The 20697-nt window shown below is 67.3% G+C and carries 19 protein-coding genes and 1 pseudogene; 12 read left to right on the top strand and 8 right to left on the bottom strand.

The window, feature by feature from the left end; translation table 11 throughout:
* The 5 genes and pseudogenes from ACHZD8_RS03070 to ACHZD8_RS03050 all read left to right on the top strand — a co-directional run.
* Positions 1-115: pseudogene (locus ACHZD8_RS03070) on the top strand (type I glyceraldehyde-3-phosphate dehydrogenase); the annotation flags it as partial.
* Positions 116-142: 27 nt separating this feature from the next.
* Positions 143-1360 (top strand): phosphoglycerate kinase, encoded by a 1218-nt coding sequence (locus tag ACHZD8_RS03065; RefSeq protein ID WP_394768663.1) that lies wholly within the window; start codon positions 143-145, stop codon positions 1358-1360.
* On the top strand, positions 1357-2148 hold the full coding sequence (tpiA, locus tag ACHZD8_RS03060; RefSeq protein ID WP_394768665.1) for a triose-phosphate isomerase: 792 nt from the start codon (positions 1357-1359) through the stop codon (positions 2146-2148). The genes ACHZD8_RS03065 and tpiA overlap by 4 nt, the downstream gene beginning before the upstream one ends.
* A gap of 99 nt (positions 2149-2247) precedes the next feature.
* The gene (gene secG / locus ACHZD8_RS03055; RefSeq protein WP_394768662.1) at positions 2248-2496 is read left to right on the top strand and encodes a preprotein translocase subunit SecG; all 249 of its coding nucleotides are present in this window, start codon (positions 2248-2250) and stop codon (positions 2494-2496) included.
* A gap of 8 nt (positions 2497-2504) precedes the next feature.
* On the top strand, positions 2505-2870 hold the full coding sequence (locus ACHZD8_RS03050) for an RNA polymerase-binding protein RbpA (RefSeq protein ID WP_394768661.1): 366 nt from the start codon (positions 2505-2507) through the stop codon (positions 2868-2870).
* A gap of 142 nt (positions 2871-3012) precedes the next feature.
* Here the strand turns inward: ACHZD8_RS03050 and pgl are convergent, their stop codons facing one another.
* The 6 genes from pgl to tkt are packed head-to-tail and all read right to left on the bottom strand — an operon-like array spanning position 3013 to position 11206.
* Complete coding sequence (pgl, locus tag ACHZD8_RS03045) at positions 3013-3783, bottom strand: 6-phosphogluconolactonase (RefSeq protein ID WP_394768660.1); 771 nt, start codon at positions 3781-3783, stop codon at positions 3013-3015.
* Positions 3780-4775 carry a glucose-6-phosphate dehydrogenase assembly protein OpcA gene (locus ACHZD8_RS03040; RefSeq protein ID WP_394768659.1) on the bottom strand — a complete coding sequence of 332 codons (996 nt, stop codon included), beginning with the start codon at positions 4773-4775 and terminating at the stop codon, positions 3780-3782. Before ACHZD8_RS03040 ends, pgl begins: the two co-directional genes overlap by 4 nt.
* The gene (zwf, locus tag ACHZD8_RS03035) at positions 4772-6313 is read right to left on the bottom strand and encodes a glucose-6-phosphate dehydrogenase (RefSeq protein ID WP_394768658.1); all 1542 of its coding nucleotides are present in this window, start codon (positions 6311-6313) and stop codon (positions 4772-4774) included. Before zwf ends, ACHZD8_RS03040 begins: the two co-directional genes overlap by 4 nt.
* A gap of 16 nt (positions 6314-6329) precedes the next feature.
* Entirely contained in the window at positions 6330-7928 is a 1599-nt protein-coding gene (locus ACHZD8_RS03030) for a glucose-6-phosphate isomerase (RefSeq protein WP_394768657.1), read from the bottom strand.
* A complete protein-coding gene (tal, locus tag ACHZD8_RS03025; RefSeq protein ID WP_394768656.1) occupies positions 7925-9052 on the bottom strand; it encodes a transaldolase in 1128 nt (375 codons plus the stop codon). The genes ACHZD8_RS03030 and tal overlap by 4 nt, the downstream gene beginning before the upstream one ends.
* Before the next feature lie 60 nt (positions 9053-9112).
* The gene (gene tkt / locus ACHZD8_RS03020) at positions 9113-11206 is read right to left on the bottom strand and encodes a transketolase (protein WP_394768655.1); all 2094 of its coding nucleotides are present in this window, start codon (positions 11204-11206) and stop codon (positions 9113-9115) included.
* Between the two features lie 273 nt (positions 11207-11479).
* On the opposite strand from tkt, the gene ACHZD8_RS03015 reads away from it, so the two are divergent.
* Positions 11480-12400 carry a heme o synthase gene (locus tag ACHZD8_RS03015; protein WP_394768654.1) on the top strand — a complete coding sequence of 307 codons (921 nt, stop codon included), beginning with the start codon at positions 11480-11482 and terminating at the stop codon, positions 12398-12400.
* A gap of 220 nt (positions 12401-12620) precedes the next feature.
* On the opposite strand, the gene ACHZD8_RS03010 is transcribed toward ACHZD8_RS03015, so the two are convergent.
* Entirely contained in the window at positions 12621-13622 is a 1002-nt protein-coding gene (locus ACHZD8_RS03010) for a heme A synthase (RefSeq protein ID WP_394768652.1), read from the bottom strand.
* 308 nt (positions 13623-13930) lie between these two features.
* Here ACHZD8_RS03010 and sufB point away from each other — a divergent pair, with 308 nt between their 5' ends.
* From sufB to ACHZD8_RS02985, 5 genes are read left to right on the top strand one after another with little or no spacing between them, the layout of a single operon-like run.
* A complete protein-coding gene (gene sufB, locus ACHZD8_RS03005; RefSeq protein WP_147782264.1) occupies positions 13931-15349 on the top strand; it encodes a Fe-S cluster assembly protein SufB in 1419 nt (472 codons plus the stop codon).
* A gap of 35 nt (positions 15350-15384) precedes the next feature.
* On the top strand, positions 15385-16596 hold the full coding sequence (sufD, locus tag ACHZD8_RS03000; RefSeq protein WP_394768651.1) for a Fe-S cluster assembly protein SufD: 1212 nt from the start codon (positions 15385-15387) through the stop codon (positions 16594-16596).
* Positions 16596-16919 carry a non-heme iron oxygenase ferredoxin subunit gene (locus ACHZD8_RS02995; protein ID WP_394768649.1) on the top strand — a complete coding sequence of 108 codons (324 nt, stop codon included), beginning with the start codon at positions 16596-16598 and terminating at the stop codon, positions 16917-16919. The genes sufD and ACHZD8_RS02995 overlap by 1 nt, the downstream gene beginning before the upstream one ends.
* Before the next feature lie 39 nt (positions 16920-16958).
* Positions 16959-17753 (top strand): Fe-S cluster assembly ATPase SufC, encoded by a 795-nt coding sequence (sufC, locus tag ACHZD8_RS02990; protein ID WP_394768647.1) that lies wholly within the window; start codon positions 16959-16961, stop codon positions 17751-17753.
* 4 nt (positions 17754-17757) lie between these two features.
* Entirely contained in the window at positions 17758-18087 is a 330-nt protein-coding gene (locus ACHZD8_RS02985) for a metal-sulfur cluster assembly factor (protein ID WP_147782260.1), read from the top strand.
* Positions 18088-18258: 171 nt separating this feature from the next.
* On the opposite strand, the gene ACHZD8_RS02980 is transcribed toward ACHZD8_RS02985, so the two are convergent.
* On the bottom strand, positions 18259-18909 hold the full coding sequence (locus tag ACHZD8_RS02980; RefSeq protein ID WP_394768646.1) for a biotin transporter BioY: 651 nt from the start codon (positions 18907-18909) through the stop codon (positions 18259-18261).
* A 124-nt stretch (positions 18910-19033) separates the two neighbouring features.
* Between ACHZD8_RS02980 and ACHZD8_RS02975 the strand changes: the two genes are divergently transcribed.
* Entirely contained in the window at positions 19034-20632 is a 1599-nt protein-coding gene (locus ACHZD8_RS02975; protein ID WP_394768645.1) for an ABC-F family ATP-binding cassette domain-containing protein, read from the top strand.
* Positions 20633-20697: the final 65 nt, after the last annotated feature.

The raw sequence follows: 20697 nt of genomic DNA, 5'->3' as shown, positions 1-20697 counted from the left end.
CGGCCTCACCAAGGTGATCGGCAACCAGGTGAAGGTCGCCGGGTGGTACGACAACGAGTGGGGCTACTCCAACCGTCTCGTCGACTTCACCGAGTACGTGGCCGAGCGCCTCTAAACGGCGCCGCAACCGGGTTCAGAAAAAATGCCGCTTCGCACAATCGAGAGTCTCGGTTCGCTCGCGGGCAAGAAGGTCATCGTTCGCTGTGACCTGAACGTCCCCCTCGGGGACGGACAGATCACAGACGACGGTCGCATTCGCGCCTCGTTGCCCACCATCAACTCCCTGGTCAACGCCGGCGCGCGCGTCGTCGTGATCTCCCACCTCGGCCGCCCGGACGGCGCACCGGAAGCGAAGTACAGCCTCGCTCCCGTGGCGCAGCGCCTGTGCGAGCTGCTGGGCAAGGAGGTCACCTTCGCGACCGACACGGTGGGGGATGCCGCCCGCGACGCGGTCGACGGACTCACCGACGGCGGAGTTGTGCTGCTCGAGAACCTGCGGTTCAACCCGGGGGAGACCGCAAAGAACGAGGAGGGGCGTGCGGCGTTCGCCGCCCAGCTCGCCGCGTTCGGAGACGCCTTCGTCTCCGACGGATTCGGAGTCGTGCACCGCAAACAGGCCAGCGTCTACGAACTGGCGAAACTGCTGCCGAGCGCGGCCGGCGGGCTCATCGCGACCGAGCTCGACGTGCTCGACCGGCTCACCGAGTCCCCGAAGAAGCCGTACACGGTGGTTCTCGGCGGGTCGAAGGTGTCGGACAAGCTCGGCGTGATCGCCCACCTGCTTCCGCGGGTGGACTCGCTGCTGATCGGCGGCGGGATGCTCTTCACCTTTCTCGCGGCCCAGGGCCACAAGGTCGGTTCGAGCCTGCTCGAGGCCGACCAGCTCGACACGGTGCGCGGCTACCTCGACAAGGCGAAGGAACTCGGGGTCGACATTGTGCTTCCCACCGACGTCGTCGTCGCCTCGAAGTTCTCGGCGGACGCCGAGCACGAGGTGCGCCCGGCGGACTCGATCGAGGACAGCCCGTGGGGTGCCTCTGGTCTCGGACTCGACATCGGGCCCGACACGGCCGCACGGTTCGCGGAGGTGATCCGGGCATCCGAGACGGTGTTCTGGAACGGTCCGATGGGCGTCTTCGAGCTTGCGCCATTCGCGGCGGGCACGAAGACGGTCGCCGCGGCCCTCACCGAGGTGGCAGGACTCTCCGTCGTCGGGGGCGGAGACTCCGCAGCAGCGGTTCGCGCCCTCGGATTCCGCGACGAGCAATTTGGGCACATTTCGACCGGCGGGGGTGCCAGCCTCGAATTCCTCGAGGGCAAGATCCTGCCGGGACTCGAGGTTTTGGGATGGCAGGCATGACCGGCACGAGCCGTACCCCGCTGATTGCGGGCAACTGGAAGATGAACCTCGATCACCTGCAGGCGATCGCCTTCGTGCAGAAGCTCGCCTGGAGCCTCAAGGACGCCCGGCACGACTTCGACGCCGTCGAGGTGGCCGTGTTCCCGCCGTTCACGGATCTCCGCTCGGTGCAGACGCTCATCTCGGCCGACAAGCTCCCGCTGAAGTTCGGCGGCCAGGACCTCTCGGCCTACGATTCCGGCGCGTACACCGGCGAGATCTCCGGGGCTTTCCTCTCCGCGCTCGACTGCCAGTACGTGATCGTCGGCCACTCGGAGCGGCGAACGCTGCACAACGAGGGCGACGACGAGGTGGCCGCCAAGGTCGCGGCGGCGATCAAGCACGGCCTCGTGCCCGTGCTCTGCGTGGGCGAGACGGCGGAGGACCTCGAGAAGCACGGCCCGAGCGCGGTGCCCGTCGCCCAGCTCAAGGCCGCGCTTGCCGGCATCAAGGACGGCGTGGATATCGTGGTCGCCTACGAGCCGGTCTGGGCTATCGGTTCCGGCCAGGCGGCCACCCCCGAGCAGGCCGAACAGGTGGCCGCGCAGCTTCGCGCGGTTCTCGTGGAGCTCATCGGGCAGGAGTCCGCAGCGGCGACGCGCATCCTCTACGGCGGTTCGGTGAAGGCGGCGAACATCGCCGGCTTCATGCGCCAGCCCAATGTGGATGGTGCCCTCGTGGGCGGCGCGAGCCTCGACCTCACCGAGTTCTCCAGCATCGCGCAATTCCAGAAGCACGTCGGCACCTAGTAATCGTCCCATTCGGGGCCCACCCCTTTGCGCCAAGGCAAGTTATACTAAACAGCGGCCAGATGCACCCGACACTGGCGCGCCCCAGAAAGGCTCTTCGTGGAAATTCTTCAGGTCATCCTGCAGGTAGTACTCGGTATCACCAGTCTCCTGCTGACTCTGCTCATCCTCCTTCACCGGGGGCGTGGCGGCGGTCTCTCCGACATGTTCGGTGGGGGTGTGACGAGCAATCTCGGAGCGTCTGGTGTTGCGGAGCGAAACCTCAACCGCATCACCGTGATTCTTGGGCTGGTGTGGGTCTCATCCATCATCGTGCTCGGGCTCATCACGAAATTCGAAGGGGCTTAGGACTCGCCATGGCTTCAGGTGGTAGTGCTATCCGTGGTTCCCGCGTCGGTGCGGGACCCATGGGAGAACAGGATCGCGGTTTTCACGCCGAACGTCTCCAGGTGTTCTACTGGTGCGCCAACGGCCACCAGCAGAGCCCGTACTTTCTGGCCTCGATCGAGCCGGAGGAGATTCCGGTCACCCTCGACTGCCCCAATTGCGGGCTGCCGTCCGGGCGTGACAAAGAGAATCCCCCCTCGGTGACGAAGCTCGAGCCGTATAAGACGCACCTCGCCTACGTGAAGGAGCGCCGCACCGAAGAAGAGGCGGCCAACCTCCTCGACGAGGCACTCGAGCAGCTTCGCACGCGCCGCTCGCGGCTCACGCCGCAGTAGCGCGTCCCGTCCCGCTCGCGGCGGGAGATACCACGCGTCGAAAACGCGGGAGATCGTGCCCGAAAGCGACCGCGAAGAGCCGTTCGCGCGCGTCCAGCGTCAGATCTCCCGCATTTTCGGGGAGCGAGCGGGGGGAGCGCGGCTAGTACTCGACCGCGATGAGGTCCGCCGGAACCTCGGCCGCGGCATCCCGGTCCACGAAGAACACCGTTCTCAGGCGCCCCTCGACGCCCGCTGCCGGCACCTCGTGGGTGCTCGCGCCCGCGAGGGCGAGCCCGAGAGCCGAGGCCTTGTCCGAGCCGGCCAGGGCCAGCCAGACCCGATCGGAGCTGTTGATCACCGGCAGGGTGAGGGTCAGGCGCTCGGGTGGCGGCTTCGGTGAATTACGCACCGCGACGACCGTGGCGTCCGTGACGTCCACGGCGGAACGCTCCGGGAAGAGCGACGCAACGTGGCCATCCGGCCCGACACCGAGGAAGGTGACGTCGAAGCGCGGAAGCTCTGCACCCTCCGGGGCGGCGTCCGCCAGCTCGGCCGCGTATCGAGCGGCTGCCGCGTCGAGGTCGATGCCCTCGTCCGAGGCGGGCAGCCAGTGGATGTTCTCGGGCCGCAGGTTCACGTGGTCGAGCAGCGCGGCTCGCGACTGGGTGTCGTTGCGTTCGGCGTCCCCGCGAGGCAGCCAGCGTTCGTCGCCCCACCAGACCACCACGCGAGACCAGTCGATGCTGTCCCTGGCCGGCGACTCGTTAATCGCCGACAACACGGCGGCACCGACGGTTCCGCCGGTGAGCACGATGTTCACCTCGGCCTGTTGGTCGAGAAGGTCCACGACCTTGGTGATGAACCGGGCGGCGAGGGAGCCCGCGAGGGTGTCCCTATCCTGATGAACGAGAACCCTGCGGGCGTTAGTCAATTCGAGGTGTCCCTTGCTGTGATGGGCGACGACTTCGCTGGTGCCTTGCGAGATGGTTCATCCAGTTGGCCGAGACCGCTCTGGATGACCTCGCCGAACAGGTCGTCGGGGTCGAGCCTACGCAATTCCTCGGCCAGGCAGTCACGCAGGCTGCGGCGTGGCAGGGAGATGTCGTGCGGCGGCTGGTTCGGCTGCAGCAGTCTCGCGATCCCGCCGCTCGTGCGCTCGAGCTCGATCACGCCGGACTCGCGGTGGAGCCGCACACCCTGGATTCCGCTCGAACCGTGTGCCGGGGTCACGAGCTCGTGCTTGGCCGGCACGTCGAGCTGCAGCTGGAGCCAGGCCGCGAGAAGCGACGTGGACGGCGAGTCCGGCGAGCCGTGCACCTCCACTCCGGTGATCGGCTCGTACGGCGGCTGGTCGAGCACGGCGGCGAGCTGGGCGCGCCACAGGGTGAGCCTCGTCCAGGCGAAGTCGGTGTCCCCGGGGGTGTAGCAGGTGGACAGGTGCGCCAGGAAGCCGCGCGGATCGGGCTGGGCCGCGGCATCCGTGATCCTGCGCTGGGCGATGCGTCCGATCGGGGACTGGGAGACCACGTCCGGTGCGTCGCCCGGCCACCAGGCCACGACGGGAGCGTCGGGCAGGAGCAGCCCGGTGACGAGACCCTCCTCGTCGCTTGCCGTCTCGCCATAGGCCCTGAGCACGATGACCTCGCTCGCGCCGGCGTCCCCGCCCACGCGAATCTGGGCATCGAGCCGGGAGGTGTCGTTCGTGTCCGGCTTGTCGGAGCCGGACGAGATCACGATGACGCGCATCGGATGCTCGCGGGAGGCGTCATTCGCCGCCTCGATCGCCTCCTCCTCGTGACCGAGACGAGTGGAGATAACCAGGGTGAGCACCCGACCGAGGGCGACGGCTCCACCCTCCTCGCGGATCTTGACGAGCGTCTTCGAGATCTTGCTGGTGGTGGTGTCTGGCAGGTCGACAATCATGGGCGTCTCCACACTCTGCCGTCGCGGGCAAGTAGTTCGTCGGCTGAGCTCGGGCCCCAGGTGCCCGGCTTGTACTGCTCGGGCTGGCCCTGGCCTGCCCAGAACTCCTCGATCGGGTCGAGGATCTTCCAGCTCAGCTCAACCTCTTCGTGCCGGGGGAAGAGCGGCGGGTCGCCCAGCAGCACGTCGAGGATGAGGCGCTCATAGGCCTCGGGGCTCGCCTCGGTGAAGGCGTGCCCGTATCCGAAGTCCATGGTGACGTCGCGAACCTGCATGCCGGCGCCCGGCACCTTCGACCCGAAGCGGATGGTGACACCCTCGTCGGGCTGCACGCGAATGACCAGGGCGTTCTGGCCGAGGGCCGAGGTCTGGCTGTCGGCGAAGAGGTACTGCGGAGCGCGCTTGAAGACGACCGCGATCTCGGTGACCCGGCGGCCCAGCCGCTTGCCTGCCCGGAGGTAGAACGGAACGCCCGCCCACCGACGCGTGCCGATGTCGAGGCGGATCGCCGCGAAGGTCTCGGTGAGCGACTCGGGGTTCATGCCGTCCTCGTCGAGGAAGCCGACCACCTTCTCGCCGCCCTGCCACCCGCTCGCGTACTGTCCCCGTGCGGTCGAGTGGGAGAGATCCTTCGGCAGCTTGATGGCCGAGAGCACCTTCTCCTTCTCGGCGCGGAGGTCCTTCGCGTTGAACGACACCGGCTCCTCCATCGCCGTGAGGGCGAGAAGCTGAAGGAGGTGGTTCTGGATCACGTCGCGCGCGGCGCCGATACCGTCGTAGTACCCGGCTCGCCCGCCCACGCCGATGTCCTCGGCCATGGTGATCTGCACGTGGTCGACGTAGTTCGCGTTCCAGATCGGCTCGTAGAGGTTGTTCGCGAACCGGAGGGCCAGAATGTTCTGCACCGTCTCCTTGCCGAGATAGTGGTCGATGCGGAAGACGCTGTCCGGCGGGAAGACCGATTCGACCACGTTGTTCAGCTCGCGGGCCGTCTTCAGGTCGCTGCCGAAGGGCTTCTCGATGACCACGCGGCGCCAGGCGCCATCCACCTCGTCCGCGAGCCCCGAGCGGCGCAGCTGCTCGGTGACCTGCGGGAACGACTTCGGCGGAATCGACAGGTAGAACGCGTGGTTGCCCATCGTTCCGCGAGACCGGTCCAGTTCGGCGAGGGTCGACTTGAGCTCGGCGAACGCGTTGTCGTCGTCGAATTCGCCCTGCACGAAGCGGATGCCCTCGGCGAGCTGCTTCCAGACATCCTCATCGAACGGAGTGCGCGCGTACTGCGCGACCGCGTCGTGCACGACCTGCGCGAAGTCCTGGTCGACCCAGTCGCGTCTGGCGAACCCGACGAGGCCGAATCCCGGGGGCAGGAGTCCCCGGTTGGCCAGGTCGTACACCGCGGGCATGAGCTTCTTGCGCGCGAGGTCGCCGGTCACACCGAAGATGATGAGCGCGCTGGGGCCGGCGATTCTGTTGAGTCGTCGATCGGACGTCAACCGCAGCGGGTTGAACTCCGGGGTAATTTCCACCGGGGACATTCGGCTCCTTGGCTTTCTAGCGGGCCGCGCTGAACAGCGTGGCCTGGTTCTGAGCCGGGTCGGTCAGGTTGAGAGTGACGACGGGTCGGCCGTGTTCGGCAAGAACGCTCGCGTCCCCGGCGGCCTGGGCCTTGATGAGGTAGCCGAACGAGAATGGGCTGTCCGGGATGTCCAGGTCGGCCGGGGCATCCGCCGTGATCTGGAGGAACACGCCGACGGCCGGTCCGCCCTTGTGGAACTGGCCGGTGGAGTGCAGGAACCGCGGGCCCCAGCCGAAGGTCACCGGTCGCCCGCTCTTCGCCGCGAGCAGGTCGCGGAGCTTGGCGAGCTCGTAGTTGGCGTGACGGTCGACATAGGCCTGCACGGCGATGTAGCCGTCCGGGCCGACCTGGGCGAGCAGCGCGTCGACCGCGCCCTCGATGGTCGAGACGCCGGCGAGCACGGAGTCCGGCCCGCTCACCTCGATGCCATCGGCCACGAACACCGGCGGGACCGGCTCGGGGCGGGCGTCGAGCAGCGCGCGCGTGGCGATCTTCGCCGATTCCACGTCCGGCTGGTCGAAGGGGTCGATGCCGAGCAGGCGACCGGCCACCACCGTGGCGTATTCCCAGACGAGCATCTGCGCGCCGAGGGTGCCGCTGATCTCGATCTCGCCGTCGATCACATCTTCCGTGGCCCGGGCGCTCTCCACGAGGCGCACGATCTGCACGTCGTCCAGGTGCTCGGTCAGCTCGGGGGACTTGAGGTCGAGCACGACGGGCAGGATTCCCTTGCCGAGCTTGCCGGTCGACTCCGCGATCAGCTGCTCGACCCAGTCGCCGAAGCCGACGATGTACGTGCCGTCCGAGACGATGCCGAGCTTGTTCTTCAGCGGGCGGGTTCCGGCGATGGCCGCGCCGAGGATGAGGCCCGGGTTGTCGGAGCGGTCGACCATGAGCTGGCCGGTGACCGCGGAGGCCTCATCGAGCAGGGCGCGGATGTCGACCCCGGCGAGGCCGGAGGGAACCAGACCGAAGGCGGTGAGGGCCGAATAACGGCCGCCCACGTTGGGGTCGGCGTTGAACACACGGTAGCCGGCGGCCCGCGCGTCGACGTCGAGCGGGGAGCCGGGGTCGGTCACGACCACGATTCGCTCGAGCGGGTCGACGCCGATGTTGTGGAACGCCTGCTCGTAGGCCTTGCGCTGGCTCGCCGTTTCGAGGGTGGACCCGGACTTGGACGAGATGACGACGACGGTGGTGTCCAGCCGGTCGTTCAGGGCGGCGAGCACCTGGCCGGGATCCGTCGAGTCCAGAACCGTCAGTTCGACGCCGGCCGTGCGGGTGATGACCTCCGGCGCGAGGGACGAGCCGCCCATGCCGCCGAGGACGACGTGGTTGACCCCCTCGGAGTGCAGGCGGTCGCGCAGGGCGATGATGTCGTCGACGAGGGGTTCGGAGATGACCACTGCCTCGGTCCAGCCGAGACGCTTCGCGGCCTCTTCCTCGGCATCCGGTCCCCAGAGCGAGGGATCCTGGCCGGCGATCCGCGAGGCGACGAGGTCGCTCACGAGCTGGGGGACGATGCGGTCGACGGCCTCGGCCGCCGCGCCGCTCACCGTGATGTCGAAGCTCATTTGGTGGCTCCGGTCTTCGCGGACTCGAGTGCGGCGGCGACGGTGTCGAGGAGTTCGTTCCAGGAGACGATGAACTTCTCCACGCCCTCCTTCTCGAGCAGCTCGGTGACCTCGACGTAGGAGACGCCCTGGGCGTCCAGCGCGTCGAGCACGGCGTTCGCGTCGTCGTAGTGGTTGGTGACCTGGTCGCCGGCGATCACGCCGTGGTCGAAGGTTGCCTCGAGGGTCTTCTCCGGCATGGTGTTGACGACGTCGTTCACGGTGAGCTCGGTGACGTAGAGCGTGTCGGGCAGCTTCGGGTCCTTGACGCCGGTCGAGGCCCAGAGCGGCCGCTGACGGTTGGCGCCGGCCTCGAGCAGAACGGCGGCGCGCTCGCTCTCGAAGGCCTGCTCGAACACCTGGTAGGCAAGGCGCGCGTTGGCGATGCCAGCCTTGCTCTTGAGCGCGAGCGCCTCGGGGGTGCCGATCGCTTCGAGGCGCTTGTCGATCTCGGTGTCGACGCGGGACACGAAGAACGAGGCGACCGAGTTGATGGTGGAGAGGTCGATGCCGGCGGCCTTCGCCTTCTCGAGCCCGGTCAGGTAGGCGTTGATGACCTCGCGGTGACGCTCGAGGCTGAAGATCAGCGTCACGTTCACGCTGATGCCGGCGCCGATCGTCTCGGCGATCGCCTCGAGCCCGGCGATGGTGGCCGGGATCTTGATCATGGCGTTCGGGCGGTTGACCTTCGCCCACAGTTCCTTGGCCTGGGCGATCGTGCCGGCGGCGTCGTGCGCCAGCCCGGGCTCGACCTCGATCGACACGCGGCCGTCCTTGCCGCCGGTGGCGTCGTAGACCGGACGGAAGATGTCGCTCGCGTTGGCGACGTCGTCCGTGGTGATCTCGAAGACCGCCTCGGTGACCGTCTTTCCGGCGGCGGCGAGCTCGGCCACCTGGGCGTCGTACGCCTCGCCCTTGGCGAGGGCGGTCGCGAAGATGGTCGGGTTGGTGGTGACGCCGACCACGTTGCGCTCGGCGATGAGGCGGGCGAGGCCGCCGGAGTTGATTCGTTCGCGGGAGAGGTCGTCGAGCCAGATGCTGACGCCGGCTGCCGACAGGGCCGCGGTGGGGGTGTTCTCAGTCATTGCGATGTTCTTTCTGTTGAAAAACGCTGGGGGTGATGAGCGCGTGCGAACGGCCGGAGTTCAGACGGCGGCCAGTGATTCCTTTGCGGCGGAGATGGCGTGTTCGGTGGTGATGCCGAACTCGCGGAACAGCGTCTTGTAGTCGGCGGAGGCGCCGAAGTGCTCGATCGACACGCTGCGACCGGCGTCGCCGACGTAGGAGCGCCAGGTGAGGCCGATCCCGGCCTCGATCGAGACGCGGGCCTTCACGGCCTTCGGCAGCACGGACTCGCGGTACTCCGCGCTCTGCTCCTCGAACCATTCGAGGCTCGGAGCGGAGACGACGCGAGCGTTGATTCCGTCGGCCTTGAGCTGCTCGCGGGCATCGACGGCGATCTGCAGCTCGGAGCCGGTCGCGATGAAGATCACGTCCGGGGTGCCGTTCGGCGCCTCGGCAAGCACGTACGCGCCCTTCGAGACGTGCCGGGCGGCGGCGAAGGTCTCGCCACTGGCGACGTCGTCGCCACGCTCGAATACCGGGATGTTCTGGCGGGTGAGCGCGATTCCGGCCGGGCCATTGCGACGCTCGAGGATCGTCTTCCAGGCCCACGCGACCTCGTTGGCGTCGCCGGGGCGCACCACATCCAGTCCGGGGATCGCACGCAGGGCCGCGAGCTGCTCCACCGGCTGGTGGGTGGGTCCGTCCTCGCCGAGGGCGACGGAGTCGTGCGTCCAGACGAAGATGGACGGCGCCTTCATCAGCGCGGCGAGCCGAACGGCCGGCCGCATGTAGTCGCTGAAGATGAGGAAGGTGCCGCCGAACGGGCGGGTGTTGCCGTGCAGCACGATGCCGTTGAGGATGGCGCCCATGGCGTGCTCGCGGATGCCGAAGTGCAGCACGCGGCCGTAGGGGTTGCCGGTCCACTCGTGGGTCGACCGCTCGGCCGGGATGAAGGACGGCGCGCCCTCGATCGTGGTGTTGTTCGACTCGGCGAGGTCTGCCGATCCGCCCCACAGCTCGGGGATCACCGGTCCGAGGGCGGCGAGTACCTTGCCGGATGCGGCGCGGGTCGAGAGCTCCTTGCCGGCCGGGAACACCGGGAGCGCCTCTTCGACGCCCTCCGGCAGGTCGCCGGAGAGGATGCGGTCGAGCAGCACCTTGCGGTCGGGGTTGGCGGCGGCCCACGCTTCGAGCTGCGTGTTCCACTCGGCGTGAGCGGCCTGGCCGCGCTCCACTGCCTTGCGGGTGTGCTCGATGACGGCCGGGTCCACCTCGAAGTTCTGCTCGGGGTCGAAGCCGAGAACCTGCTTGACGGCCCGCACCTCGTCGGCGCCGAGCGCTGATCCATGGATCTTGCCGGAGTTCTGCTTCTTCGGGCTCGGCCATCCGATGATGGTCTTGAGGATGATCAGCGACGGCTTGCTCGTCTCGGCCTTCGCGGCCTCGATCGCGTCGTTGAGGGCGGCGACGTCCTCGATGTACTGGCCGGTCTTCTTCCAGTCGACAACCTGCACGTGCCAGTGATACGCCTCGTAGCGCGCCTTCACGTCCTCGGTGAAGGCGATGTTGGTGTCGTCCTCGATCGAGATCTGGTTGCTGTCATAAATCGCAATGAGGTTGCCGAGCTCCTGGTGCCCGGCGAGCGAGGAGGCCTCACTCGTCACGCCCTCCTGCATGTCGCCGTCGCCGGCGATCGTGTAGATGAAGTGGTCGAACGGGCTGGTGCCGGTGGGGGCGTCCGGGTCGAAGAGGCCGCGCTCGTAGCGGGCGGCATAGGCGAATCCCACGGCGGAGGAGAGTCCCTGGCCGAGCGGGCCGGTCGTGATCTCGACTCCGTCGGTGTGGCCGTACTCGGGGTGACCCGGCGTCTTCGAGCCCCAGGTGCGAAGCGCCTTCAGGTCGTCGAGCTCGAGGCCGTAGCCACCGAAATAGAGCTGGATGTACTGGGTGAGCGAGGAGTGCCCGACCGAGAGGATGAACCGGTCGCGGCCAATCCACGTGTTGTCACTGGGGTCGCGGCGCATGACCTTCTGGAAGAGGAGGTACGCGGCGGGGGCGAGGCTCATCGCGGTACCCGGATGGCCGTTTCCCACCTTCTCCACGGCATCCACGGCGAGCACGCGAGCCGTGTCCACTGCCTTGTTGTCGATGGGATCCCACTGGAAAGCTGCCACGAGATTGATGACCCTTCTGTTGCCGCGGACAACTCGGCTGAGCCGTGCCGCTGTGGAGGTTACGCACTCGCCTGACGTCATCGGCACTACCGCGGGCAGACCAGTTCGCAGCGAATGGGCGGCGAGGGACTGGTTGTGTGGCCTGCGGCTGGCAAGCACATCCAAGTATAGAGAAACAGCGGCTGGCCCCGCGTATTCCCGTTCGGCCGGGCGTTCACGCAGCCGACAACCGCCTAGAATCGGTGGCGAGGAACACCAGTCGTTAGAGGAGCAATGAACGTAGCGGTCGACACCCAGCTACCCGTGCAGCGCATCGGGTTCGCGCGCAAGTCGAAGGCCTACTTCGCTCTCACCAAGCCGCGAGTGATCGAGCTGTTGCTCGTGACTACCGCGCCGGTGATGATCCTCGCGCAGGGCGGCATCCCCAACCTGTGGCTGGTGCTCTGGACCCTGGTCGGCGGCTCGCTGAGCGCGGGATCGGCCGGCGCCTTCAACTGCTACATCGATCGCGACATCGACCGCGTGATGAAGCGCACTAGCAAGCGGCCGCTCGTCACCGGGGAGCTCACCGACCGTGAGGCCCTCGTGTTCGCGTGGGTTCTGGGAGTGGCCTCCATCGTCTGGCTGGCCCTGCTCGTGAATCTGCTCGCCGCCGCGCTCTCCCTGGCGGCCATCCTCTTCTATGTGCTCGTGTACACCCTCGTGCTCAAGCGGCGCACCCCGCAGAACATCGTCTGGGGCGGTGCCGCCGGCTGCATGCCGGTGCTGATCGGCTGGGCGGCGGTCACCGGTTCGCTCAGCTGGACCCCCGTGATCCTCTTCGGCATCGTCTTCCTCTGGACGCCCCCGCACTACTGGCCGCTCTCCATGCGGTACCGGGCCGACTACGCCTCGGTGAACGTGCCGATGCTCGCCGTGGTGCGCGGACGCACCGTCGTCGGGCTGCAGGTGGTGCTGTACGCCTGGGCGACCGTCGCGTGCTCGCTGCTGCTCATCCCGGTCGCGCCGATGGGAATCCTGTACACGGTAGTGGCCGTGCTCTCCGGCGGATGGTTCATCTACGAGGCTCACCGGCTGTACTCGATGGCGATCCGTCACGACGAGGTGAAGCCGATGCGCGTGTTCCACAGCTCCATCAGCTATCTCACCCTGCTGTTCGTGGCGGTCGGCATCGACCCGCTGCTGCACTTCTAGGTCAGGCGACGCCGGCTCCACTTCTCCGCCGCGCGGCCGATTCACCGTGACCGACATCGCGGCTTCCGTGCAGGCAGTGCGGCACGGCGCTTCTCCGGAGGTTTCGCCGATTCGTCGCGAAAAGGACCACCGTGAACGTGCACGACGGCCACTTGCGCTCAAACCTCCGGAGAAGCGCGTGTAGACCGGAGTCTGTGACGGCCGGGGAACCGCCCGCGGCTCAGCGCTGCAGTTCGCGGTCCTGAGGGGCGGGCGACTCGGCGGCCGGTGACCCGTCCGCGGCCCGGAGGGTGAGCACCACGGTGGTGATGCCGGCGACGAGCACGCAGGCGAGCACCATGTGGATGGCCACCAGCAGCTCCGGCAGGCCGAGGCGAGCCTGGCTCACGCCCACCACCACCTGCACCGCCTCCACGGCGAGCAGGCCGATCGCCGCCGCGCGAAGTCGCCCGAGCCTCAGCACGATGGCGGAGGCCAGGATCGCCACGGTGAGCGCCACGGTGAGGTAGGCGGGCCAGCTGTGCACGTGCTGGAGGATCTCGGGGTTGAGCCCGTTCCTCGGCGCCAGGTGCTTGTTGTCCGAGTTGTCCCCGGCGTGCGGGCCCGATCCGGTGGTGAGAACCCCCACCACCACGGTGATCGCCGCGACGACGACGGTGAAGAAGGTGAGGCCGGTGAGCCAACGCGGCACGGTGCGGGCCGGCGGCCGCTCGCCGAACCGGATGCGGTAGACGAACACCGTGGCGATGGCGACCAGGCTGATCGAGACCACGAAGTGCATCCCCACGACGTAGGGGTTGAGCCCGGTGAGCACCGAGATGCCGCCGATGATCGCCTGGGCGGGGATGCCGAGGCCGAGCGAGAGGGACAGCCAGAACAGGTCCCGGCGCTCCTTGCGCATCCGCACCACCGAGAGGAACGCGGCGATCGCCACGAGCACGAGCACGAAGGTGAGCATGCGGTTGGTGAACTCGATGATGCCGTGGATGCCGAGCTCCGGCGTGGTCACGAAGGAATCGGCGGTGCAGCGCGGCCAGGTCGGGCAGCCCAGACCGGAGGCGGTGAGTCGCACGGCGCCGCCGGTGCCCACCAGCACCACCTGGAACAGCAGCGACAGCCAGCCCAAGACCCGCACCCGCCGGTCCACCGAACCCGGCAGCCAGCGGCGCGCGGCACGGGCGATCGGTGAGGCCTGCTGGGGGAGCGGCGATGCCTGATTCACGGGCTTATGGATCCTCTCGGGGCGTGGGAAGCCGCACGGGTCTCTGTGACCTCGCCGCGTATCCCCAACTTGCGGGACGCGTCCCTGTAGAATTGGGTTGTTCGGGACCGCGCCGACGAGCGTGCTCGGCGGTTCGGTAGACGAGGGCGATGGGGCCCATGCCCTCGGACCAGTTTAGGTATGTGCTGTATTAGATAAATGCAGTGTGAGCCCTTCACGCTCTCCTCTCAGCTTGCATCAGCCGGATGCGGGCCGGGGGAATGCGAAGCCCGCAAGCCGGGTTGTGGAGGGTGGAGAGAGGTTACGACATGTCAGACATCCTGATCGATCGCCCGGAGCTCGAGAGCCTCGGCATCTATGAGTTCGGCTGGTCCGACTCCGATGTGGCCGGGGCGTCCGCGAAACGTGGAATCTCCCCGGAGGTGGTCGCGGACATTTCGGCGCTCAAGGGCGAACCGGAGTGGATGCTCAAGAACCGTCTCAAGGCCCTCGCGCTGTTCTACAAGAAGCCCATGCCCGCCTGGGGAGCAGACCTCTCCGGCATCGACTTCGACAACATCAAGTACTTCGTGCGGTCCACCGAGAAGCAGGCCCAGACCTGGGACGACCTTCCGGACGACATCAAGAACACCTACGAGAAGCTCGGCATCCCCGAGGCGGAGCGCCAGCGCCTCGTCTCCGGAGTGGCCGCGCAGTACGAGTCCGAGGTCGTGTACCACACGATCAACAAGGACCTTGAGGAGCAGGGCGTGCTCTTCCTCGACACCGACACCGCGCTCAAGGAGTACCCGGAGCTCTTCAAGGAGTACTTCGGCACCGTGATCCCGTCCGGCGACAACAAGTTCGCCGCGCTCAACACCTCGGTCTGGTCCGGCGGCTCGTTCGTCTACGTGCCGAAGGGCGTGCACGTGCAGATCCCGCTGCAGGCCTACTTCCGCATCAACACCGAGAACATGGGCCAGTTCGAGCGCACGCTCATCATCGCCGACGAGGGCTCGTACGTCCATTACATCGAGGGCTGCACCGCGCCGATCTACAAGTCGGACTCGCTGCACTCCGCGGTCGTCGAGATCATTGTGAAGAAGAACGCCCGGGTTCGGTACACGACCATCCAGAACTGGTCGAACAACGTCTACAACCTGGTGACGAAGCGTGCGATCGCCCATGAGGGCGCCACCATGGAGTGGATCGACGGCAACATCGGCTCCAAGGTCACCATGAAGTACCCCTCGATCTACCTCGTGGGCGAACACGCCAAGGGCGAGACGCTCTCCGTGGCCTTCGCCGGCCCCGGCCAGCATCAGGATGCCGGAGCCAAGATGATCCACATGGCCCCGTACACGCAGTCGTCGATCGTCTCCAAGTCGATCGCCCGCGGCGGCGGACGCACCGGCTACCGCGGAGAGGTGAGGATCGCCGAGGGCGCCCACCACTCGGCCAACACTGTGCGCTGTGACGCGCTGCTCGTCGACGCCATCTCGAGGTCGGACACCTACCCGACCACCGATGTGCGCGAGGACGACGTGCAGATGGGCCACGAGGCCACCGTCTCCCGAGTGAGCGCCGAACAACTCTTCTACCTGCAGTCCCGCGGCCTGCCCGAAGACGAGGCGATGGCCATGATCGTGCGAGGATTCATCGAGCCCATCGCGCGGGAACTCCCGATGGAGTACGCCCTGGAACTCAACAAGCTCATCGAAATGGGCATGGAAGGCAGCGTCGGATGACCCGCCTCGTCACGTCGGAAGGAACCATCGGCTAGATGTCTGCCGTAGCTACACCCACCATCTCCTCGGCAGAACCCGATCACTCGAGACTTGGCTCCAAGCAGCACAGCGATGGCGGCTGGGGTCTCGTGCCCGTTCAGGTGCGCTCCGCGCGCTTCAGCTCGTTCGATGTCGGCGATTTCGAGGCAGTCACGGGCCGCGAGCTCGAGTGGAAGCACACCCCGATCGCAAAAATCCAGCCGCTGCTCGACGCCGGACTCGACGGATCGGCCCTGCCGATCGTCACGGATGTCGTCTCCCTCGGGGACGCCGGTGCCATCGTCGAGCCGATCGGCCGCGACGATGACCGCATCGGGAGCGCCGGAAAGCCGGAGGAGTTGGCGTCCGCGAACGCGTGGAGCAGCTTCGAGGAGGCCCTCGCTGTCACCATCACGGGCGAAGAGCCCGTGGAGGTCACCGTGACGCGTGCCGCACTCGGCACCGCGCCGCGCGCCGCGCACACGGTCATCGTGGCCGAGAAGCACAGCCGCGGCATGGTCGTGCTGCAGAACTCCGGCCAGGCGATGCTCAGCGAGAACGTGGAGATCATCGTCGGCGACGGCGCCCAGCTCACCGTCGTCACCGTGCAGCAATGGGACGACACCGCCGTGCATCTCGCGAGCCACTTCGCCCGGATCGGCCGCGATGCTCGGCTCCGGCACGTGGTCGTCTCGCTCGGCGGGGACGTCGTGCGCATCAACCCGTCGGCCCACCTCTCGAGCGAGGGTGGGGACGTCGAGCTCTTCGGCGTCTACTTCGCCGGCACGGGCCAGCACCTCGAACAGCAGGTCTTCGTCAACCACGATGCGCCGAACACCAAGTCGCGAGTGAGTTACAAGGGCGCCCTCCAGGGCGACGGAGCCCACACCGTGTGGGTGGGCGACGTGCTCATCCGCCCGTCCGCGGCCGGCACCGACAGCTACGAGCAGAACCGCAACCTGCTGCTCACCGACGGCACGCGCGCCGACTCCGTGCCGAACCTCGAGATCGAGACCGGGGACATCGCCGGAGCGGGCCACGCGAGCGCGTCCGGCCGCTTCGACGACGAGCAGCTCTTCTACCTGCAGGCCCGGGGCATCGAAGAACACGAGGCGCGACGCCTGGTGGTGCGCGGCTTCCTCTCCGAGGTCGTGCAAAAGATCGGGTCGGCCGACCTGGAGGCACGCCTGCAGCAGGCGATCGAAGACGAATTGAAGGTGAGCGAGTAGTGGCCGTTCGGATTTGCGCCGAAGACGAGATCGAACTGGGATCGGCGGTGCGCGTCGTGATCGACGGCATGCCCATCGCGCTCGTGCGGGACTCCGCCGGGGCTGTGCACGCCATCGGCGACACCTGCACGCACGGGGACATCTCCCTCGCCGAGGGGTTCGTCGAAGACGACACCCTCGAGTGCTGGGCTCACGGCTCCAAGTTCTCCCTGATCACCGGCAAGCCGATCACCCTCCCGGCCTACGAGCCGGTGCCGGTCTTCGCCGTCTCCATCGTGGACGGCGACGTCTACATCGACCCGACGCCCGTCGCCAGCGTCTGATACCTCGCACGACGCACACCAGTTAGGAACCCCACAGACATGTCAGTACTAAAGATCAAAGACCTCCACGTGAGCGTCGAGACCGAGCAGGGCACGAAGCAGATCCTCAAGGGGGTCGACCTCACCGTGAACGAGGGCGAGATCCACGCCATCATGGGCCCGAACGGCTCGGGCAAGTCCACCCTCGCTTACACGATCGCCGGGCACCCGAAATATCACGTGGACAGCGGATCGATCACCCTCGACGGTGAAGACCTGCTCGCCATGACGGTGGATGCCCGCGCGCGCGCCGGACTCTTCCTGGCCATGCAGTACCCGGTCGAGATTCCCGGCGTCGCGGTGACCAACTTTCTCCGCACCGCCAAGACGGCGATCGACGGCGTTCAGCCGTCCATCCGCACCTGGACCAACCAGGTGACCGAGTCGATGAAGAACCTGCGGATGGATTCCTCGTTCAAGGACCGCAACGTGAACGAGGGCTTCTCCGGAGGCGAGAAGAAGCGGCACGAGATCCTGCAGCTCGAGCTGCTGGCACCCAAGTTCGCGGTGCTCGACGAGACGGACTCCGGCCTGGACGTGGACGCGCTCAAAATCGTGGCGGAGGGCGTGAACCGGGCCAAGGCCAACACCGGCCTCGGGATCATGCTCATCACCCACTACACCCGCATCCTGCGATACATCTCGCCGGACTTCGTGCACGTGTTCGTCGACGGCCGCATCGCCGAGCAGGGCGGCCCCGAGCTGGCCGATCGCCTCGAGAACGAGGGCTACGACCGGTTCCTGGCGAGCGATGCGCTGGCCACTGGCGGCCCGACCCCGACGAACTTAGGCTAGAAGCATGGCAGTCGCACTCGCACCGCAGCTCTTCGACCAGGTCGAAGAGGCGCTGAAGGATGTGATGGACCCCGAGCTCGGGGTGAACATCGTGGACCTCGGCCTCATCTACGACCTCACCTGGGACGACGAGAACAACGCCCTGATCATCAGCATGACCCTCACCTCGGCGGGCTGCCCCCTGACCGACGTGATCGAGGAGCAGACCGCACAGGCCCTCGATGGCGTGGTCGAGCAGTTCCGCATCAACTGGGTGTGGATGCCGCCGTGGGGCCCGGAGAAGATCACCGACGACGGCCGCGACATGATGCGCGCCCTCGGCTTCTCGATGTAGACAGACCCGAACACCACGAACGCCCCGGCCGATGGCCGGGGCGTTCGTCGTTGCCGGTGGGGCGTCTCGCGATCCGGGGCTCTCCATCGGGGCCAACGCGGACAACCCGGGCTGGCACGCCGGCCCGGACCGACCGCCTAGGCCCGCCTTCGCCGTGTGGCGTTCAGTGCTCTAGCCCTCGTTCTTGCTCGCCGCCGCATCGGCGCGGCGAATCAGCCGCCAGCTCGCGGGGAGGATCGCCGCCGCAAGCAGCGCCTTCACGGTGTCGCCGAGCAGGAAGGGCAGGATGCCGCCGGTGATCGTCGCCTGCAGCACGTTGGTCGTGCCGAAGAACCTGGTGAGCGAGGCGGGCGGGAAGGCGCCGAGCACCGTGTAGAGCCAGGGCAGTCCGAAGGCGTAGATCACGACGGTGCCGGCGGCGAACGACAGGAACGTGCCGACCACCTTGCGGTCCCACTCCCGCTGGGCCAGCCAGCCGGTGAGGGCGGCGGCGAAGACGAAGCCGATGACGAAACCGCCGGAGGGCGAGGCGAAGAGGCTCCCGTGGCCGCCGGAGGCGAACACCGGAAGCCCGGCCACTCCCAGCACCAGGTAGAGCGCCATCGAGAGGGCGCCACGCACGGCACCAAGGGTGGAGCCGACGAGCAGCACCGCGAAGGTCTGGCCGGTGATCGGCACCGGCCAGAGCGGAATGATGAGCTGCGCGGCGATCGAGGTGAGGGCGGTGCCGGCCGCGATCAGGATCAGGTCGGTGACGAGACTCCTCGAAAAGAGCCGGTCGGCGAGCGTCGGGCGACCGAATGCCAGGGTCAGATTGGACACGGGACCTCCTCTGGGCGGTGGTGGGGGCCGCATCGGCGTCGAAGGCGAGCCCCACGTTTTATACTAGAGGCCTACCCCCTCCCTCCCGTTGTTGTAAAACAACACAAAGAATTGGACTCTGCCTGTGCTCAGCGTGCACGACCTCGAACTGCGTGTTGGCGCACGCATGCTCATGGAGGACGTCACCTTCCGTGTGGAACGCGGCGACAAGATCGGCCTGGTCGGCCGAAACGGCGCGGGCAAGACCACCCTCACCAAGGTCCTGGCCGGCGAGGAACTCGCCACCGGGGGAACCATCGAGCGCACCGGCGAGGTCGGCTACCTTCCCCAGGACCCGCGCTCGGGCAACCCGGAAGATCTCGCCCGCACCCGCATCCTCGACGCCCGCGGGCTCGGCCAGATCATGCTCGGCATGGAGAAGGCCGCCCAGGAGATGGGGGACCCGGATGCCAAGGTGAGCGCCTCGGCGATGAAGACCTACGGAAACCTGCAGGATCGCTTCACCGCGCTCGGCGGCTACGCGGCCGAGGCCGAGGCGGCGTCCATCGCCAGCAACCTCAGCCTGCCGGACCGCATCCTCGACCAGCCGCTGTCCACGCTCTCCGGCGGCCAGCGCCGGCGCATCGAGCTGGCCCGCATCCTGTTCTCCGGAGCAGAGACGATGCTCCTCGACGAACCCACCAACCACCTCGACGCCGACTCGGTGGTCTGGCTGCGGGAGTTCCTCAAGAACTTCCAGGGCGGCTTGATCGTGATCAGCCACGACGTGGAACTCGTGGAGGAGACCGTGAACCGGGTCTTCTACCTGGACGCGAACCGCCAGGTCATCGACATCTACAACATGAGCTGGAAGAACTACCAGCGGCAGCGCGCGGCCGACGAGGAACGACGCAAGAAGGAACGCGTCAACGTGGAGAAGAAGGCGGGCGTGCTGCAGATGCAGGCGGCCAAGTTCGGAGCGAAGGCCTCAAAGGCAGCCGCCGCCCACCAGATGGTGCGGCGCGCGGAGAAGATGCTGTCGGGGCTCGACGAGGTGCGGGCGGTCGACCGCGTGGCCAAGCTGCGTTTCCCCGATCCGGCGCCCTGCGGACGCACGCCCCTCATGGCGTCCAATCTCTCGAAGAGCTACGGCTCACTCGAGATCTTCACCGCGGTGGACCTGGCCATTGACCGAGGCTCGAAAGTGGTGATCCTCGGTTTCAACGGTGCAGGCAAGACCACCCTGCTTCGCATCCTGGCCAGCGTCGACCAGCCCGACACCGGCCAGCTCGAGCCCGGCCATGGCTTGCGGATCGGCTACTACGCGCAGGAGCACGAGACCATCGACGTGAAGCGCACAGTGCTGCAGAACATGGTCTCCTCCTCGCCGAACATCACCGAGACGGAAGCTCGCCGGGTTCTCGGATCGTTCCTGTTCTCGGGGGATGACGCCACCAAGCTCGCCGGAGTGCTGTCCGGCGGCGAAAAGACCCGCCTCGCGCTCGCGATGATCGTTGTGTCCGGCGCAAATGTGCTGCTGCTCGACGAGCCGACCAACAACCTCGATCCGGCCAGCCGGCTCGAGATCCTCGATGCTCTCGCAAACTACTCGGGTGCCGTGGTGCTGGTGAGCCACGATGAGGGCGCCGTGGAGGCGTTGAATCCCGAGCGTGTGCTCATCCTGCCGGATGGCACGGAGGACCTCTGGAACCGCGACTACGCTGACCTGGTGGCACTGGCCTAGTTGCTCGTGACCGGGGGTCCGGTCAGCGACCGGACCGAGATCCGGTGGTCTCGAGTATCTCGTCC

It is taken from the genome of Lacisediminihabitans sp., assembly GCF_043726815.1.
Lineage (GTDB): Bacteria > Actinomycetota > Actinomycetes > Actinomycetales > Microbacteriaceae > Lacisediminihabitans.
This window is presented reverse-complemented; position numbering and strand designations above follow the sequence as displayed.